The following is a 16,781-nucleotide window of genomic DNA, read 5'->3' on the forward strand; positions in this document are numbered from 1 at the left end:
CGCGGGGCATCACCGGTAGGCGAGGCAGTTCGGCGGGGACTTCGTGCACCGGACCCCATTTAGGCATGCGTGCTCAAGTGCGTGCATGATTCACTGATACCGCTTGGCGCTCGGTTGCGAGCCGTGTGCGCTGAGTAGCGTGGCCCCTGGGAGATGCCTCCGGGGGCCGTTGCTCGTTGAGCCTGGGACACGCGGATGCCAGGATCGGGGAAAGGGTTGACCCGCCTTGCACGCCCCCGGAGAATCGGGCTCGGCTAATGGTCTAAACCACTTGGGATGGTGCGTCGATGACAACTAACGAGAGTCCTTCCCTCTCCAACCTCTTGAAGGAGGAGCGACGCTTCGCGCCGCCCGCTGACCTGGCCGCGCACGCCAACGTCACCGCAGAGGCGTACGAACAGGCCAAGGCTGACAGGCTCGGCTTCTGGGCCGAGCAGGCCCGTCGGCTGTCCTGGGCCGTGCAGCCTACGGAGACGCTGGACTGGTCGAACCCGCCGTTCGCCAAGTGGTTCAAGGACGGCCGACTCAACGTCGCGTACAACTGCGTGGACCGCCATGTCGAGGCGGGGCACGGCGACCGGGTCGCCATTCACTTCGAGGGCGAGCCCGGCGACAGCCGCGCGATCACCTACGCCGAGCTGAAGGACGAGGTCTCCAAGGCCGCCAACGCGCTGCTGGAGTTGGGGGTCCGCGCGGGTGACCGGGTCGCGATCTACATGCCGATGATTCCGGAGACGGCGATCGCGATGCTGGCCTCGGCCCGTATCGGCGCCGCGCACTCGGTCGTCTTCGGCGGCTTCTCGGCGGACGCGCTCGCCACCCGCATCCAGGACGCCGACGCCAAGGTCGTCATCACCTCCGACGGCGGCTGGCGGCGCGGCAAGCCGTCCGCGCTCAAGCCGGCCGTGGACGACGCGGTCGAGCGCGTGGACAACGTGGAGCACGTGCTGGTCGTCCGCCGCACCGGCCAGGAGGTCGCCTGGCACGACGAGCGCGACGTGTGGTGGCACGAGATCGTCGAGCGGCAGTCCGCCGAGCACACGCCGGAGGCGTTCGAGGCGGAGCACCCGCTGTTCATCCTCTACACGTCCGGCACGACGGGTAAGCCGAAGGGCATCCTGCACACCTCCGGCGGCTACCTCACGCAGGCGGCGTACACCCACCACGCCGTCTTCGACCTCAAGCCGGAGACGGACGTGTACTGGTGCACGGCCGACGTCGGCTGGGTGACCGGGCACTCGTACATCGTCTACGGGCCGCTCGCCAACGGCGCCACCGAAGTCATGTACGAGGGCACGCCGGACACCCCGCACCAGGGCCGGTTCTGGGAGATCGTGCAGAAGTACGGGGTGACGATCCTGTACACGGCGCCGACCGCCATCCGCACGTTCATGAAGTGGGGTGACGACATCCCCGCGAAGTTCGATCTCAGCAGCCTGCGTGTGCTGGGGTCCGTGGGCGAGCCGATCAACCCCGAGGCTTGGGTCTGGTACCGCAAGCACATCGGGGCCGACCGGACCCCGGTCGTGGACACCTGGTGGCAGACCGAGACCGGCGCGATGATGATCTCCCCGTTGCCCGGCGTGACCGAGGCCAAGCCGGGCTCCGCGCAGCGCCCGCTGCCCGGCATCTCCGCCACGGTCGTGGACGACGACGCGAACGAGGTGCCCAACGGCGGCGGTGGCTATCTCGTGCTCACCGAGCCGTGGCCGTCGATGCTGCGCACCATCTGGGGTGACGACCAGCGGTTCCTGGACACCTACTGGTCTCGGTTCGAGGGCAAGTACTTCGCCGGTGACGGGGCGAAGAAGGACGAGGACGGGGACATCTGGCTCCTCGGCCGCGTCGACGACGTGATGCTCGTGTCCGGGCACAACATCTCCACGACCGAGGTCGAGTCCGCGCTGGTCTCCCACCCGTCGGTCGCCGAGGCGGCCGTGGTCGGCGCGGCTGACGAGACGACGGGCCAGGCGATCGTCGCCTTCGTGATCCTGCGCGGTACGGCGTCCGAGGACGAGAGCCTGGTCAACGACCTGCGCAACCACGTCGGCGCCACGCTCGGTCCCATCGCCAAGCCGAAGCGGATCCTGCCGGTCGCGGAACTGCCGAAGACCCGCTCGGGCAAGATCATGCGCCGTCTGCTGCGCGACGTCGCGGAGAACCGCCAACTCGGCGACGTCACCACACTGACGGACTCGACCGTCATGGACCTCATCCAGCAGAAGCTCCCGGCAGCACCCAGCGAGGACTGAGCACCAGGCGGAAGCACCACGGCCGGAGATAGGCCCAGCACCACCGACAGGGGCGCCCCGAGAGCGGGGCGCCCCTTGTGCGTACGTACTTGTCCCGTACGGCTGGCCGGGCGTAGAGCTCCTACCGCGTACGGCTACAGCTTGCCGCGCCTACCGGCTTGCCATGCGTGGCGCCCTCGCCAGGCGTACCGGCCTGCCTTGCGTGGCGCTGACGACGGTGCCCAGCCCAACCGCTCCGCCACCACCGACCGCGCCAATCACCGCCGCCACCACCGACCGCGCCAACCCCACCAAGCCACACCAACCACCACACTGCCCACACCAACCACACACCCCACACCGCCCTACCCCATTCGCACAGAGAGTGAAGATCACCCGAAAGGCCCGTCAGCGCGTCGAGTAAAATACAGAAAGCGTTAAAATTCGAAAAGGTTTGCAAGGTGCGCCGGGAAGTCTGGTCGGCATGTGTTCTGCCGTGCCCACCCACCGGAGGTCTCCCCCGTGACCGCACCCCGCTCCGCCACCGCCCGCAAGGTCCTCGGCCGGCTGTCGCTGCCCGAGCGGAGGTTCGTCGCGGACGCCCTGCGGACCGAGACGGTGGGCGGCGTCCTGCTGCTGGCCGCCGCGATCGCCGCGCTGATCTGGGCGAACATACCGGCGCTGGGGCACAGCTACACGAGCGTCAGCCACTTCCACCTGGGACCCGCGCCCCTCGGCCTGAACCTCTCCGTCGCGCACTGGGCCGCCGACGGACTGCTGGCGGTCTTCTTCTTCGTCGCCGGTATCGAACTCAAACGTGAACTGGTCGCCGGTGACCTGCGGGACCCGAAGGCCGCCGTGCTGCCCGTCATCGCGGCGCTGTGCGGAATGGCCGCGCCCGCCCTCGTCTACACCCTCACCAATCTGGCCGACGGCGGCTCGCTCCGGGGCTGGGCCGTGCCGACCGCCACCGACATCGCGTTCGCGCTGGCCGTGCTCGCGGTCATCGGCACCTCCCTGCCCAGCGCCCTGCGCGCCTTCCTGCTGACACTCGCCGTCGTCGACGACCTGTTCGCGATCCTGATCATCGCCGTCTTCTACACCAGCCGGCTCGACTACGCGGCGCTCGGCGGCGCGGTGGCCGGGCTCGTCGTCTACTGGCTGCTGCTGCGCAAGGGAGTGCGCGGCTGGTACGTGTACGTACCGCTCGCGGTTGTGATCTGGGCCCTGATGTACAAGAGCGGCGTCCACGCGACCATCGCGGGTGTGGCGATGGGCCTGATGCTGCGTTGCACCACCCACGAGGGTGAAGACCGGTCACCCGGCGAGCGGATCGAGCATCTCGTGCGCCCGCTGTCGGCAGGGCTCGCCGTGCCGCTGTTCGCGCTGTTCAGTGCCGGCGTGTCCGTCTCGGCGCGCGCGCTCGGGGACGTGTTCAGCCAGCCGGAGACCCTGGGCGTGGTGCTCGGCCTGGTCGTCGGCAAGACGGTCGGTATCTTCGGCGGCACCTGGCTGACCGCGCGCTTCACCCGGGCCTCGCTCAGCGACGACCTCGCCTGGGCCGACGTGTTCGCGCTCGCCTCCCTCGCCGGCATCGGCTTCACCGTGTCGCTGCTCATCGGGGAACTCGCCTTCGTCGGCGACGCGGTGCTGACCGACGAGGTCAAGGCGGCCGTACTGAGCGGATCACTGATCGCGGCCCTGGGCGCGACGGTGCTGCTGAAGATCCGCAACGCCAAGTACCGCCGGTTGTGCGCGGAGGAGGAGCGGGACGAGGACAGCGACGGCATCCCGGACGTCTACGAGGAGGACGACCCCGCCTACCACCTGCGCATGGCCGACATCCACGAGCGCAAGGCAGCCGAGCACCGGCGCCTGGCCCGGGAGATGACCGACGCGCGCCACGGGCCTGCCGAAGTGCCGGGCGGGGCAGGCGAGGAGAACGACCGTCCGGCATGATCTGACGAGACGGTACAAATTACGGGACCGTACGCAGTCAGGCAGAAGACGGATCCGTACGCGCGGCGTACGCAGGAGAGGGAGACCGCGATGAGCGCACCCGACGGCAGCCCGGTCGGCGCCGAACGCAGCATCGGCCAATTGGTCGCCTCGGCGACCGCCGAGATGTCGGCACTGGTGCACGACGAGATCGCGCTGGCCAAGGCACAGCTCAAGCAGGACGTCAAGCGCGGCGGCGTGGGCACGGGCGCCCTCGCGGTGGCCGCCCTGGTCCTGCTGTTCTCGTTGCCGATGCTCAACTTCGCGCTTGCGTACGGCATTCGGACCTGGACCGGCTGGAACCTCGCGCTCTGCTTCGTCCTGTCCTTCGCCGCGAACGTCCTGGTCGCGGTCCTTCTCGCGCTGATCAGCATCTACTTCTTCAAGAAGGCCAAGAAGGGCAAGGGCCCGCAGAAGGTGGCCGCGTCCGTGAAGGAGACGGCGGGCGTCCTGCAGAACGCCAAGCCGCACCCGCGCCCGGAGCTGCCGCACGACCGGGTGCCCGAGGCCATCGAGGCTGTGGCACGCTCGTCGTCATGACGGACCCCGCCGCTTATACGGCCGTACGGATCGAAGGTCCCTGGACGCACCGGGACGTCGCGGCGAACGGCGCCCGTTTCCACATGGCGGAGCTGGGCGACGGTCCGCTCGTCCTGTTGCTGCACGGCTTCCCGCAGTTCTGGTGGACCTGGCGGCAGCAACTGGTCGCCCTCGCCGACGCGGGCTTCCGTGCCGTGGCCATGGACCTGCGCGGTGTGGGCGGCAGCGACCGCACCCCGCGCGGCTACGATCCCGCCAACCTCGCCCTGGACGTGACCGGCGTGATCCGCTCCCTGGGCGAGCCGGACGCCGCCGTGGTCGGCCACGACCTGGGCGGCTATCTTGCGTGGACGGCCGCCGCGATGCGTCCCAAGCTGGTCCGGCGGCTGGCGGTCGTCTCGATGCCGCACCCGCGCCGCTGGCGTTCGGCGATGCTGCGGGACGCCCGGCAGACGGTCGCCGGGTCCTACATCTGGGGCTTCCAGCGGCCGTGGGTCCCCGAACGGCAGCTCACCGCCGACGACGGCGCGCTGGTGGGCCGGCTGATCCGGGACTGGTCCGGGCCGCAGTCCCCGGACGGGCAGGCGGTGGAGGCGTACCAGCGCGCGATGTGCATCCCGTCCACCGCGCACTGCGCGATCGAGCCGTACCGCTGGATGGTGCGGTCGCTGGCCCGACCGGACGGTATCCAGTTCAACCGCCGTATGAAGCGGCCGGTGCGGGTGCCCACCCTGCATCTGCACGGCTCGCTGGACCCGGTGGTGCGCACACGGAGCGCGGCCGGCTCGGGCGAGTACGTCGAAGCGCCCTACCGCTGGCGGCTGTTCGACGGTCTGGGACACTTTCCGCACGAGGAGGACCCGGCCGGTTTCTCCGCCGAACTCGTCAACTGGCTGAAAGATCCCGAACCCGATCGGTGACGGCGCCGATGCGCCCGGTATCCGAACCTGAACACCTGTCCTACGGACGGCCTACGGACGGCCACATGCCTGGCGCATAGGCCAATTGAGGGTCTTCGGAGCGGTTATCGACCTTGGGGCAGGGGCAGACGTCCCGGTATGGGATGGACGCACGACTACAGTGACGCACCCCGCAACCGTCGCTCGGCGGGTGGTCTGGACCACCGTCGGCCGGGCACGCCACAGGCGTCGGACACGGACCTCCGGGTAGGAATTCCGCGCATCCTGCGCCGCCGCGCCCGCTGGGTCTCGGTGCGTCTGCGTCACTCCCGCGGCTGACCGTCCCACGAGGTCCTGCGGGGCACGGTTGCCAGTGCCCTGAAAGCCCGTGTCCTGCGGGGCACGGTTGCCGGTGACCTGAAGGCCGGTGTCCGGCGGGGAACAGCCACCGGCGCCCAGCAGGGCACGGCCACCGGTGTCCTACAGGGCACAGTGGTCGGTTCCCACCTGCTGGTTCGCCGTGAGCCCCTGGGTGATGTCCTGCTGGATCTCGTCCGCCGTGAGCGCGTACCCGGTGTCGGCGTCGTCGAGGGACTTCGCGAACACCACGCCGTACACCTTGCCGTCCGGCGTGAGCAGCGGGCCGCCGGAGTTGCCCTGGCGGACGGTCGCGTAGAGGGAGTAGATGTCCCGGCGGACGGTCCCGCGGTGGTAGATGTCCGGACCGTTGGCCGTGATGCGGCCGCGCACACGCGCGGCACGGACGTCGTACGACCCGTTCTCCGGGAAGCCCGCGACGATCGCGCTGTCGCCGCTCGCCGCGTCCTGGGAGGTGAACCGCAGGGCTGGGGCGTCGAGGTCCGGTACGTCGAGTACGGCGATGTCGCGCCGCCAGTCGTAGAGGACGACCTTCGCGTCGTACCTGCGGCCGACCCCGCCTATCTGCACGGTGGGCTCGTCGACGCCGCCGACGACATGCGCGTTGGTCATGACACGGCGGTCGGCGAAGACGAAGCCCGTGCCCTCCAGGACCTTTCCGCAGCTCTGAGCGGTGCCCACGACCTTCACGATGGAACGCTGGGCGCGGGTGGCCACGCCGCTGCCCGCCAGTGCCGGGTCGGGCGGCTGGACGTCGGTGATCGGCTCATTCGAGAACGGGCTGAAGACCTGCGGGAAGCCGTTCTGCGCGAGGACCGTGGAGAAGTCGGCGAACCAGGTGTCGGCCTGCGTGGGCAGCGCCCGGGAGACACCGAGGAGCACCTTGGAGCTGCGGACCTCCTTGCCGAGCGTCGGCAGCGTCGTACCCGCGAGGGCCGAGCCGATCAGCCAGGCGACCAGCAGCATCGCGACGACGTTGACGAGCGCGCCGCCCGTCGCGTCCAGGGCGCGGGCCGGGGACCACGTGATGTACCGGCGCAGCTTGTTGCCGAGGTGGGTGGTCAGGGCCTGCCCGATGGAGGCGCAGACGATGACGACGACGACCGCGACGACGGCGGCGGTCGTGTTGACCTGGGCGTGGTCCGTGATGGCGGCCCAGATCACGGGCAGCACATAGACCGCGACAAGACCGCCACCGAGGAAGCCGATCACCGACAGGATGCCGACGACGAAGCCCTGGCGATAGCCCACGATCGCGAACCAGACGGCAGCGACCAGCAGCAGGATGTCCAGCACATTCACTTGTTCAGGAACCTCGCCTCGTCACGCTCCGGTCCGACCGGCACGGCCGGAGTGCCGAGGGAAACCCCCGGGATAACACAGCACGGAGGCCACCCTGTCATGCCCGCCCGTCAAGCGGGACCTGCCTGTCCCCGTCCCAGGGCCGCTCCCAGCCCGCGTAGTGCAGCAGGCGGTCGATGATTCCGGCGGTGAACCCCCACACCAGCGCCGATTCGACCAGGAATGCCGGACCTCGGTGACCGCTCGGGTGGACCGTGGTGGCTCTGTTGGCGGGGTCCGTGAGATCCGCCACGGGGACCGTGAAGACCCGCGCGGTCTCGTTCGGGTCGACGACACCGACCGGGCTGGGCTCGCGCCACCAGCCGAGCACCGGTGTCACGACGAATCCGCTGACCGGGATGTACAGCTTGGGCAGCACGCCGAAGATCTGGACGCCCGAGGGATCGAGCCCGGTCTCCTCCTCGGCCTCGCGGAGAGCGGCCCGCAGCGGCCCGTCGGCCGTCGGGTCGCCGTCCTCGGGGTCGAGGGCGCCACCGGGGAAGGCGGGCTGGCCGGCGTGCGAGCGCAGCGAACTCGCGCGCTCCATGAGCAGCAGCTCCGGGCCCCGCTGTCCCTCGCCGAACAGGATCAGTACGGCCGACTGCCGTCCGTCCCCGTTCCCCGGCGGGAGGAAGCGGCTGAGCTGTAGCGGCTCGACCGTCTCGACGACGTGCACCACCGGGTCCAGCCAGTGGGGCAGCCCGTCCTTGCTGGGCACCACCGGCGTCTCCGGCGTCTCCGGCATCTCCGGAGTCACCTGCGGATCCCGCGGCCTGCCCGCGCGCGTCCCGTCGGCGTTCGCCCCGCTGGTACTCGCCTCGCCGGTATTCGCCTCGCTGGTGATCGTTCCATTCGCATTCGTACCGTTCGCGTCCGTCCGGATACTGTTCGCCCCGTTAGCCCCGTTAGCCCTTTTCGTCTGCGTCTTCGCTGCCTGCGCCACTGCCGTCTCCGTCTTTGCGGTCGGCGTCTTCGTGGCCTGCGTCTTCGTGGCCTGCGTCTTTGTCGCCTGGGCCTTTGCCGCCTGGGCCTTTGTCGCCTGCGTCTCTGTCGTCTGCCTCTTGCTGGTGTGCGTCATGGCCGCCCCCGTTCTGCCGAATCCAACGCCCCGCGGGTCCGAGATCGTTCCAGCCGGTCAAGGTGGGGTTGACCGACCCTCATCCGGCCGCCAGTGGAGGCGCCGGCTTGCCGCCCGCGTCGAGGTAGGACTGCGGAGGCTTGAGCCGCTGGCCGGGGAAGCCGCCCTTCTCGTACTTCAGCAGCTTCTTCGCCTTGTCCGGGTCGGTCTCACCCTCGCCGTACGCCGGACAGAGCGGGGCGATGGGGCAGGCGCCGCAGGCGGGCTTGCGGGCGTGGCAGATGCGGCGGCCGTGCCAGATGACGTGGTGCGACAGATCCGTCCACTCGCTCTTGGGGAACAGCGCGCCGACCGCCGCCTCGATCTTGTCGGGGTCGGTCTCCTCAGTCCACTGCCAGCGCCGCACCAGCCGCTGGAAGTGGGTGTCCACGGTGATCCCGGGCTGCCCGAAGGCGTTGCCGAGGACCACGAAGGCGGTCTTGCGGCCGACCCCGGGAAGCTTGACGAGGTCTTCCAGGCGGCCGGGGACCTCGCCCCCGAACTGCTCCGTCAGCGCCGCGGACAGCCCTATGACCGACCTGGTCTTGGCCCGGAAGAAGCCGCACGGCCGGAGGATCTCCTCGACCTCCTCCGGGTTGGCGACGGCCAGGTCCTCGGGCGTGGGGTACTTGGCGAAAAGCGCGGGCGTGGTCTGGTTGACCCTGAGGTCGGTGGTCTGCGCGGACAGGACCGTGGCGACCAGCAACTGGAAGGGGTTCTCGAAGTCCAGCTCGGGGTGGGCGTACGGGTACACCTCGCCGAGTTCGCGGTTGATCCGGCGGGCCCGACGGACGAGCGCGGTGGGCGACTCGTGCCTCGGCGGCTTCACGACGGGCGCGTTCTCGGCGGCGGGCTTCCCTGCCGCCACCTTCTTGCCGGCCACCTTCTTGCCGGCCGCGTTCTTCACCGCGGTCTTCTTCGTCGCCGCCTTCGTCGCCGTCTTCGTCGCCGCCTTCGTCGCAGCGGTCGCCTTCACGGCCGGCTTCTTGACGGGTGACTTCTTGGCGGCCTTCTTGGCGGCGGCCTTCTTCACTGGAGCCGCCTTCTTCGCCGATGCCGCATTCTTCGCGGGAGCGACTTCCTTCGCAGAAGGGACCTTCTCCGCGGAACCGGCCTCCTCCACGGAGGCGGCCTTCTTGGCGGACACCGCCTTCTTCGAGGGCGCGGCTTCCTTCGCCTGCTCTGCCGCAGCCACTTTCCCCGAAGGTACCTTTTCTCCCGTTTTCACCATTTCCCTACCATCATTCGGCCCCTGTTCGCCCACAGCGGAATCGCACCGTACGTCCACCCGCCCAGCCCCCATGGCCTGTGCTCTCACCGGCGATTTGGACACCCGGCCAGCCTAGAGCCCGGCACCGACATCTGCTCTGGACCCCGAGGATCAGCCCACGATCGGCGCCCTGCCGCTTACCTCGGTACACCCGTGCGGCATCCTTGTGACAGATCACACTGTTTGGACCGTCCGGCAAAATGGGAAGCACGGTCCCCTGGTACACCGGGGAGCAAGATCCCCTGAGCAGGTCGACAAGGAGAGAACTCGTGGACGACGTTCTGCGGCGCAACCCGCTCTTCGCGGCTCTCGACGACGAGCAGGCCGCGGAGCTGCGTGCCTCCATGAGTGAGGTGACCCTGGCGCGCGGTGACTCCCTCTTCCACGAGGGCGACCCGGGCGACCGGCTCTACGTGGTCACCGAGGGCAAGGTCAAGCTGCACCGCACCTCCCCCGACGGGCGCGAGAACATGCTCGCAGTCGTCGGTCCCGGCGAGCTGATCGGCGAACTGTCGCTGTTCGACCCGGGCCCGCGTACGGCGACCGCGACCGCACTCACCGAGGTCAAGCTGCTCGGCCTCGGCCACGGCGACCTTCAGCCCTGGCTGAACGTACGTCCCGAGGTGGCCGGCGCGCTGCTGCGTGCCGTCGCCCGTCGGCTGCGCAAGACCAACGACGCCATGTCGGACCTCGTCTTCTCCGACGTACCCGGCCGTGTGGCGCGCGCCCTGCTGGACCTCTCCCGCCGCTTCGGCGTGCAGTCCGAGGAGGGCATCCACGTCGTCCACGACCTCACACAGGAGGAGCTGGCCCAGTTGGTCGGCGCGTCCCGGGAGACCGTGAACAAGGCGCTCGCCGACTTCGCCCAGCGCGGCTGGCTCCGCCTGGAGGCGCGCGCCGTGATCCTGCTGGACGTCGAGCGGCTCGCGAAGCGTTCACGCTGATCCGACTCGCTCCGCTCTGCTGCCGACCCGATGGAAACCGGGCCCGAACCGGCCGAGGGCGCACATCGCGAGGGCCTCGGCCCCAAGGACGTACGTCGCACCGGTGCCGACCCCAAGGACGTACGTCGCACCGGTGCCGACCCCAAGGACGTACGTCGCACCGGTGCCGACCCCAAGGACGTACGTCGCACCGGTGCCGACCCCGAGGACGTACGTCGCGCGGGTGCGGACCCCAGGGGCGTACAGCACAAGAACCTCGACCCCGAGGCGGTACAGCGCAAGGGCCTCGACTCCGAGGGTCATATCGCGCGCGAAGGCTCCCTCGCGCGCGTGCAGCCTGCCTTCCGCCCCGTCGTGGCCGCCGCGCGTGCTCGGCTGCCGGAGGCGTTCGGGGTGCGGCTGCACAGCGCGTACCTCTACGGGTCGATCCCCCGCGGCACCGCGCACGTGGGGCGCAGCGACCTCGATCTGCTGGTGGCGCTGGCGGCTGAACCGGACGACCGGGACCGGGCCGCGGCCCGGACGCTGGGCGCGGCGATGGACGCCGAGTTCCCCCAGATCGACGGGGTGGGCACGCTGTTGTCCGGCCGGGAGCGGCTGCTGAGCGACGCGGAGCGGCACGACCTGGGCTGGTTCGTGGCCTGCCTGTGCACCCCGTTGCTCGGGGAGGATCTGGCCAGGTGTCTGCCCCGCTACCGGCCCGACTCCCTGCTGGCCCGTGAGACCAACGGCGACCTCGCCCTCCTCCTCCCCCGCTGGCGGGAGCGCATCGCCGCCGTGGACGACACGGAGGCGGCCCGGCGGCCCCTCGTCCGCTTCATGTCCCGGCACCTCGTCCGGACCGCCTTCACCCTCGTCATGCCGCGCTGGAACGGCTGGACCAGCGACCTGCACGAGATGGCCGAGGCGTTCGGCGCGTACTACCCGCGGCGGGCGGCCCACCTGCGGACCGCGGCCGGGTACGGCTACGAGCCGGTCGGCGACCCCGTTGTCCTGCGGGCGTACGTCGACGACATCGGACCGTGGCTCGCGCACGAGTACGCGCGCGTGCACGGCGTGAAGACCCCAAGACCCCACTGACCCGAACCGGCACCGGCCCGCAGACGCACGCCCCCCGAAGCCGCCCCGGCCCGCAGACGCACACCTCCCCGAAGCCGCCCCCGGCGCCCGCACCGCCCCCAGCCGGACAGAACCCGCGCCCGGATCCCTGCACCGCGCTCAAAGCAGCCCGCGTTCAAAGCAGCCCGTGCTCAGACCAGCCCGTGCTCGCGCAGGTACTCCAGTTGCGCCCGGACCGACAGTTCCGCCGCCGGCCACAGGGCGCGGTCCACGTCGGCGTAGACGTGGGCGACGACCTCGGCGGGCGTACGGTGGCCGTCCTCGACGGCGGTCTCGACCTGGGCGAGCCGGTGGGCCCGGTGGGCGAGATAGAACTCGACGGCACCCTGGGCATCCTCCAGGACCGGGCCGTGGCCGGGCAGGACGGTCCGGACGCCGTCGTCGACCGTCAGGGACCGCAGCCGGCGCAGGGAGTCCAGATAGTCGCCGAGGCGGCCGTCGGGGTGCGCCACGACCGTCGTGCCGCGGCCGAGGATCGTGTCCCCGGTGAGCACCGCCCGGTCGGCCGGGAGATGGAAGGACAGCGAGTCGGCGGTGTGGCCGGGGGTGGGGACGACCCGCAGCTCCAGACCGCCGGTGGTGATCACGTCCCCGGCGGCCAGCCCCTCGTCGCCGAGCCGCAGCGCCGGGTCCAGCGCGCGCACCTCGGTGCGGGTCAGTTCGGCGAAGCGGGCGGCGCCCTCCGCGTGGTCGGGGTGGCCGTGGGTGAGCAGGGTCAGCGCGACGCGCCTGCCCGCCCGCTCGGCCGCGTCGACGACCGCGCGGAGGTGGCCGTCGTCCAGTGGGCCGGGGTCGATGACCACGGCCAGATCGGAGTCGGGCTCCGCGACGATCCAGGTGTTCGTGCCGTCCAGGGTCATCGCGGACGGGTTGGGTGCCAGCACGTTGACGGCCCGCGCGGTGGCGGGACCCGATATGACTCCGCCCCGGGGCCGGCCGGGCAGGGCTGCCGCGTCGGTCATGCGGGACCTCCACCGGCGGGGGCGGTCGGAATGTGCTTGGTGAACTCGTCGTGCCCCGGCCAGGCCAGCACGATCTCGTCGTCGGCCAGCCGCGCACGGGCCAGGACGGGCGTCATGTCGCGCGCGGGTGCGGCGGCGAACGCCTCGGCCGCGGTGGCGTACGGGGCCAGCTGCCGCAGGATCGCGATGGTGGGCGGCAGCATCAGCAACTCGCCCCGGTCGTAGCCGGCCGCGGCCTCGGCGGGCCCGGTCCACACCGTACGGTCGGCCTCCGTGGAGGCGTTACGGGTGCGCTGGCCCTGTGGGAGGGCCGCCACGAAGAACCAGGTGTCGTAGCGGCGGGCCTCGAACTCCGGGGTGATCCAGCGGGCCCAGGGGGCCAGCAGGTCGGAGCGCAGCACCAGTCCGCGGCGGTCCAGGAACTCGGCGAAGGACAGCTCGTGGGCGGCCAGGGCGGCGCGGTCCGCCTCCCAGTCCGCGCCGGTGGTGTCCCCGGTCACGGAGTCGGGCGTCGGTCCGGCGAGCAGGACGCCCGCCTCCTCGTACGTCTCCCGGACGGCCGCGCAGACGACCGCCTGGGCTCCCGCCTCGTCGATGCCGAGCCGATCGGCCCACCACGCGCGTGGGGGGCCCGCCCAGCGGACCCGGAGGTCGTCGTCGCGGGGGTCCACACCGCCGCCGGGATACGCGTACGCGCCTCCGGCGAAGGCCATGGAGGCGCGTCTGCGCAGCATGTGGACGGCCGGACCGGCCGCGGTGTCCTTCAGGAGCAGCACCGTGGCCGCGCGCTTGGGGCGCACCGGCGTGAGGGTGCCGTCGGCCAGCGCGCGGATGCGGTCCGGCCACTCCGGTGGGTACCACTGCCCATTCGCCATGGCCGGAGGCTATCCCGGCGCAGGCGAATCTTCGAGGGGTCCCCGGGACCGGGACTCAGGGCACCAGCTCGACCTGGATCTCCACCTCCACGGGTGCGTCCAGCGGCAGCACGGCGACGCCGACCGCGCTGCGGGCGTGCACGCCCTTGTCGCCCAGGACCGCGGCGAACAGCTCGCTGGCGCCGTTGACGACCCCGGGCTGCCCGGTGAAGTCCGCGGCCGAGGCGACGAAGCCGACGACCTTCACCACGCGCGCGATGCGGTCCAGGTCGCCCGTGACGGACTTGACGGCCGCCAGGGCGTTGAGCGCGCAGGTGCGGGCCAGGTCCTTGGCCTCCTCGGCGGTGACCTCGGCACCCACCTTGCCGGTGACCGGGAGCTTGCCCTCCACCATCGGCAGCTGGCCGGCGGTGTAGACGTACGGGCCGGAGACCACGGCCGGCTGGTAGGCGGCCAGCGGCGGTACGACCTCGGGCAGGGTCAGACCGAGTTCGCCGAGCCGGTCCTCGACGGCGCCCATTACGCCTTCTCCCGCTTCAGGTAGGCAACGAGCTGCTCGGGGTTGGGTCCGGGCACGACCTGGACCAGTTCCCAGCCGTCCTGGCCCCAGGTGTCCAGGATCTGCTTGGTCGCGTGTACGAGCAGCGGCACGGTGGCGTATTCCCACTTCGTCATGCGCCGACTGTAGCGGCTGTTATCCACAGCCTCCCGCGTAGGTGTCGGGCGGACTGGTTAGTCTCGAAGACGTGAGCAGGCTCCAGGTCGTCAGCGGCAAGGGCGGGACCGGAAAGACGACGGTCGCCGCCTCCCTCGCGCTTGCCCTCGCCACCGAGGGAAAGCGGACGCTTCTCGTGGAGGTGGAGGGCAGGCAGGGCATCGCGCAGCTGTTCGAGACGGAGGCGCTGCCCTACGAGGAGCGAAAGATCGCCGTCGCTCCCGGGGGCGGCACGGTGTACGCCTTGGCCATCGATCCCGAACTGGCCCTTCTGGACTACCTCCAGATGTTCTACAAGCTGGGCGGGGCCGGCCGTGCCCTGAAGAAGCTCGGCGCCATCGACTTCGCCACCACCATCGCGCCCGGCCTGCGGGACGTCCTGCTGACCGGAAAGGCGTGCGAGGCGGTGCGCCGCAAGGACAGGCACGGCCGGTTCACGTACGACTACGTCGTCATGGACGCACCGCCCACCGGACGCATCACCCGTTTCCTGAACGTCAACGACGAGGTGGCCGGGCTGGCGAAGATCGGCCCGATACACAACCAGGCGCAGGCCGTGATGCGGGTGCTGAAGTCCCGGGAGACCGCCGTGCACCTGGTCACGCTCCTGGAGGAGATGCCCGTGCAGGAGACCGCGGACGGCATCGCCGAACTGCGGGCGGCGCGGCTGCCGGTCGGCCGGGTCATCGTGAACATGGTGCGGCCCGAGGTGCTGGACACGACCGCCCTCGATCTCGTGCGGACCGTGCCGCACACCGCAGTGGCCCGTTCGCTGTCGGCCGCCGGCCTGGGCGGGGCGCGGCGCGGCGGGAACGCCGAGCGGCTGGTGGACCCGCTCCTGCGACAGGCCGCCGAGTACGCCGAGCGGTACGCGCTGGAGCAGGAGCAGCGCGCGGTCCTGGGCGAGCTGGGGCTGCCGCTGCACGAACTGCCGCTGCTCGCCGAGGGCATGGACCTGGCGGGCCTGTACGAACTCGCATCCGAGCTGCGGAATCAGGGGTTGTCATGAGTCCGGACCCGGCCCACGCGCAGGACGGCACCGCCCGTCACCGGCTCTCCCCCACGCGCGTGCTCGACGTCGATCCGCTGCTCGACGACCCCGAGACGCGGATCGTGGTGTGCTGCGGCTCGGGCGGGGTCGGCAAGACCACGACCGCGGCGGCTTTGGGGCTGCGGGCCGCCGAGCGGGGCCGGAAGGTGGTCGTCCTGACCATCGACCCGGCCCGGCGGCTGGCGCAGTCGATGGGCATCGACTCGCTGGACAACGTGCCGCGCCGGGTGAAGGGGACGGACGGCACCGGCGAGCTGCACGCCATGATGCTCGACATGAAGCGCACCTTCGACGAGGTCGTCGAGGCGCACGCGGACCCCGAGCGGGCCGCCGCGATCCTGGCCAACCCCTTCTACCAGTCGCTCTCGGCGGGCTTCGCGGGCACGCAGGAGTACATGGCGATGGAGAAACTGGGCCAGCTGCGGGCGAGGGACGAGTGGGACCTCATCGTCGTCGACACCCCGCCGTCCCGGTCCGCGCTGGACTTCCTGGACGCGCCCAAGCGGCTGGGTTCGTTCCTGGACGGGCGGCTGATCCGGCTGCTGACGGCGCCGGCGAAACTGGGCGGCCGGGCGGGGATGAAGTTCCTCAACGTCGGCATGTCGATGATGACCGGCACCCTGGGCAAGCTGCTGGGCGGTCAGCTGCTCAAGGACGTACAGACGTTCGTGGCCGCGATGGACACCACCTTTGGCGGATTCCGCACGCGTGCGGACGCCACGTACAAGCTGCTCCAGGCGCCCGGCACGGCGTTCCTGGTGGTGGCGGCCCCGGAGCGGGACGCGCTGCGCGAGGCCGCGTACTTCGTGGAGCGGCTGGCGGCCGAGAACATGCCACTGGTCGGTCTGGTGCTCAACCGTGTCCACGGCAGCGGCGCCGACCGGCTGTCGGCCGAGCGTGCGCTCGCCGCCGCGGAAAATCTTGAAGATCCCCGCATTGTGGATCAGGGGGACGGGAAAGCTGGACTTCGTAACTCTCCCGACACGTACGGCAGTTCAGATTCCCCCGCTGTTCCCCCCGCTGTTCCCCCCGTTGCCCCCTCAGCCCCCGCGTCCGAGCCCCGCTCCCCGGGCGCGGAACCGGACGTCGACCAGCTGACCGCGGGTCTGCTGAGACTGCACGCCGACCGCATGCAACTGCTCTCCCGCGAGCAGCGCACGCGTGACCGCTTCGCCGCACGCCATCCCGAGGTGGCCGTGGTGGAAGTGGCGGCGCTCCCCGGAGACGTGCACGACCTCGTGGGGCTGCGGGACATCGGCGACCGGCTCGCGGCCAAGCGGCCGGAGCTGCCCGAAACACGCGCTGACGACGAGTGAGCGTGCGGCGGGTGCGCGTGCGGAG

The 16,781-nt window shown here is 70.9% G+C and carries 16 protein-coding genes; 9 read left to right on the forward strand and 7 right to left on the reverse strand.

Annotated elements, in window-relative coordinates; all coding sequences use genetic code 11:
• The first annotated feature begins 287 nt into the window (after positions 1 to 287).
• From acs to ACFC09_RS07735, 5 genes are all read left to right on the forward strand, one after another.
• Positions 288 to 2,252: an acetate--CoA ligase gene (gene acs / locus ACFC09_RS07715; RefSeq protein WP_376524800.1), complete on the forward strand. Its 1,965-nt coding sequence runs from the start codon at positions 288 to 290 to the stop codon at positions 2,250 to 2,252.
• A 501-nt stretch (positions 2,253 to 2,753) separates the two neighbouring features.
• Positions 2,754 to 4,190 carry a Na+/H+ antiporter NhaA gene (gene nhaA, locus ACFC09_RS07720; RefSeq protein WP_376524802.1) on the forward strand — a complete coding sequence of 479 codons (1,437 nt, stop codon included), beginning with the start codon at positions 2,754 to 2,756 and terminating at the stop codon, positions 4,188 to 4,190.
• A gap of 90 nt (positions 4,191 to 4,280) precedes the next feature.
• Positions 4,281 to 4,769: a phage holin family protein gene (locus tag ACFC09_RS07725; protein WP_376524804.1), complete on the forward strand. Its 489-nt coding sequence runs from the start codon at positions 4,281 to 4,283 to the stop codon at positions 4,767 to 4,769.
• Positions 4,766 to 5,689, forward strand: a complete 924-nt coding sequence (locus ACFC09_RS07730; RefSeq protein ID WP_376524806.1) for an alpha/beta fold hydrolase — start codon at positions 4,766 to 4,768, stop codon at positions 5,687 to 5,689. The genes ACFC09_RS07725 and ACFC09_RS07730 overlap by 4 nt, the downstream gene beginning before the upstream one ends.
• A gap of 138 nt (positions 5,690 to 5,827) precedes the next feature.
• Positions 5,828 to 6,007, forward strand: coding sequence for a hypothetical protein (locus ACFC09_RS07735; RefSeq protein WP_376524808.1), 180 nt, complete (start codon positions 5,828 to 5,830; stop codon positions 6,005 to 6,007).
• A gap of 141 nt (positions 6,008 to 6,148) precedes the next feature.
• Here ACFC09_RS07735 and ACFC09_RS07740 read toward each other — a convergent pair whose 3' ends face one another.
• The 3 genes from ACFC09_RS07740 to nth all read right to left on the reverse strand — a co-directional run bounded on the left by ACFC09_RS07740 (position 6,149) and on the right by nth (position 9,699).
• The gene (locus ACFC09_RS07740; protein ID WP_376524810.1) at positions 6,149 to 7,348 is read right to left on the reverse strand and encodes a MarP family serine protease; all 1,200 of its coding nucleotides are present in this window, start codon (positions 7,346 to 7,348) and stop codon (positions 6,149 to 6,151) included.
• A 97-nt stretch (positions 7,349 to 7,445) separates the two neighbouring features.
• Positions 7,446 to 8,132 (reverse strand): NUDIX hydrolase, encoded by a 687-nt coding sequence (locus tag ACFC09_RS07745; protein WP_376524811.1) that lies wholly within the window; start codon positions 8,130 to 8,132, stop codon positions 7,446 to 7,448.
• Positions 8,133 to 8,544: 412 nt separating this feature from the next.
• On the reverse strand, positions 8,545 to 9,699 hold the full coding sequence (gene nth / locus ACFC09_RS07750; protein ID WP_376524812.1) for an endonuclease III: 1,155 nt from the start codon (positions 9,697 to 9,699) through the stop codon (positions 8,545 to 8,547).
• A gap of 344 nt (positions 9,700 to 10,043) precedes the next feature.
• Here nth and ACFC09_RS07755 point away from each other — a divergent pair, with 344 nt between their 5' ends.
• Both ACFC09_RS07755 and ACFC09_RS07760 read left to right on the forward strand, forming a co-directional pair.
• On the forward strand, positions 10,044 to 10,718 hold the full coding sequence (locus ACFC09_RS07755; protein WP_030734182.1) for a Crp/Fnr family transcriptional regulator: 675 nt from the start codon (positions 10,044 to 10,046) through the stop codon (positions 10,716 to 10,718).
• A gap of 330 nt (positions 10,719 to 11,048) precedes the next feature.
• Positions 11,049 to 11,798, forward strand: a complete 750-nt coding sequence (locus tag ACFC09_RS07760; RefSeq protein WP_376525031.1) for a nucleotidyltransferase domain-containing protein — start codon at positions 11,049 to 11,051, stop codon at positions 11,796 to 11,798.
• Positions 11,799 to 11,968: 170 nt separating this feature from the next.
• On the opposite strand, the gene ACFC09_RS07765 is transcribed toward ACFC09_RS07760, so the two are convergent.
• The 4 genes from ACFC09_RS07765 to ACFC09_RS07780 are packed head-to-tail and all read right to left on the reverse strand — an operon-like array spanning position 11,969 to position 14,349.
• Positions 11,969 to 12,799 carry an MBL fold metallo-hydrolase gene (locus ACFC09_RS07765; RefSeq protein WP_376524814.1) on the reverse strand — a complete coding sequence of 277 codons (831 nt, stop codon included), beginning with the start codon at positions 12,797 to 12,799 and terminating at the stop codon, positions 11,969 to 11,971.
• Positions 12,796 to 13,674, reverse strand: a complete 879-nt coding sequence (locus ACFC09_RS07770; protein ID WP_376524815.1) for an NUDIX hydrolase — start codon at positions 13,672 to 13,674, stop codon at positions 12,796 to 12,798. The genes ACFC09_RS07765 and ACFC09_RS07770 overlap by 4 nt, the downstream gene beginning before the upstream one ends.
• 55 nt (positions 13,675 to 13,729) lie before the next feature.
• Entirely contained in the window at positions 13,730 to 14,194 is a 465-nt protein-coding gene (locus ACFC09_RS07775) for a RidA family protein (RefSeq protein ID WP_376524817.1), read from the reverse strand.
• Positions 14,194 to 14,349, reverse strand: a complete 156-nt coding sequence (locus ACFC09_RS07780; RefSeq protein ID WP_376524819.1) for a DUF4177 domain-containing protein — start codon at positions 14,347 to 14,349, stop codon at positions 14,194 to 14,196. Before ACFC09_RS07780 ends, ACFC09_RS07775 begins: the two co-directional genes overlap by 1 nt.
• 71 nt (positions 14,350 to 14,420) lie before the next feature.
• On the opposite strand from ACFC09_RS07780, the gene ACFC09_RS07785 reads away from it, so the two are divergent.
• Together ACFC09_RS07785 and ACFC09_RS07790 are read left to right on the forward strand one after the other, a co-directional pair.
• Positions 14,421 to 15,398, forward strand: coding sequence for an ArsA family ATPase (locus tag ACFC09_RS07785; RefSeq protein ID WP_376524821.1), 978 nt, complete (start codon positions 14,421 to 14,423; stop codon positions 15,396 to 15,398).
• Positions 15,395 to 16,756, forward strand: a complete 1,362-nt coding sequence (locus tag ACFC09_RS07790; RefSeq protein ID WP_376524823.1) for an ArsA family ATPase — start codon at positions 15,395 to 15,397, stop codon at positions 16,754 to 16,756. The genes ACFC09_RS07785 and ACFC09_RS07790 overlap by 4 nt, the downstream gene beginning before the upstream one ends.
• Positions 16,757 to 16,781: the final 25 nt, after the last annotated feature.

It is taken from the genome of Streptomyces sp. NPDC056161, assembly GCF_042268025.1.
Lineage (GTDB): Bacteria > Actinomycetota > Actinomycetes > Streptomycetales > Streptomycetaceae > Streptomyces.

Bases quoted from the DNA above. Each gene is read 5' to 3' on its own strand.
- ACFC09_RS07725 (WP_376524804.1), top strand. From the start codon at position 4,281: ATGAGCGCACCCGACGGCAGCCCGGTCGGCGCCGAACGCAGCATCGGC.
- ACFC09_RS07735 (WP_376524808.1), top strand. From the start codon at position 5,828: ATGGGATGGACGCACGACTACAGTGACGCACCCCGCAACCGTCGCTCG.
- acs (WP_376524800.1), top strand. From the start codon at position 288: ATGACAACTAACGAGAGTCCTTCCCTCTCCAACCTCTTGAAGGAGGAG.
- ACFC09_RS07770 (WP_376524815.1), bottom strand. From the start codon at position 13,674: ATGGCGAATGGGCAGTGGTACCCACCGGAGTGGCCGGACCGCATCCGC.
- ACFC09_RS07775 (WP_376524817.1), bottom strand. From the start codon at position 14,194: ATGGGCGCCGTCGAGGACCGGCTCGGCGAACTCGGTCTGACCCTGCCC.
- ACFC09_RS07765 (WP_376524814.1), bottom strand. From the start codon at position 12,799: ATGACCGACGCGGCAGCCCTGCCCGGCCGGCCCCGGGGCGGAGTCATA.
- ACFC09_RS07780 (WP_376524819.1), bottom strand. From the start codon at position 14,349: ATGACGAAGTGGGAATACGCCACCGTGCCGCTGCTCGTACACGCGACC.
- ACFC09_RS07790 (WP_376524823.1), top strand. From the start codon at position 15,395: ATGAGTCCGGACCCGGCCCACGCGCAGGACGGCACCGCCCGTCACCGG.
- ACFC09_RS07745 (WP_376524811.1), bottom strand. From the start codon at position 8,132: ATGCCGGAGACGCCGGAGACGCCGGTGGTGCCCAGCAAGGACGGGCTG.
- ACFC09_RS07730 (WP_376524806.1), top strand. From the start codon at position 4,766: ATGACGGACCCCGCCGCTTATACGGCCGTACGGATCGAAGGTCCCTGG.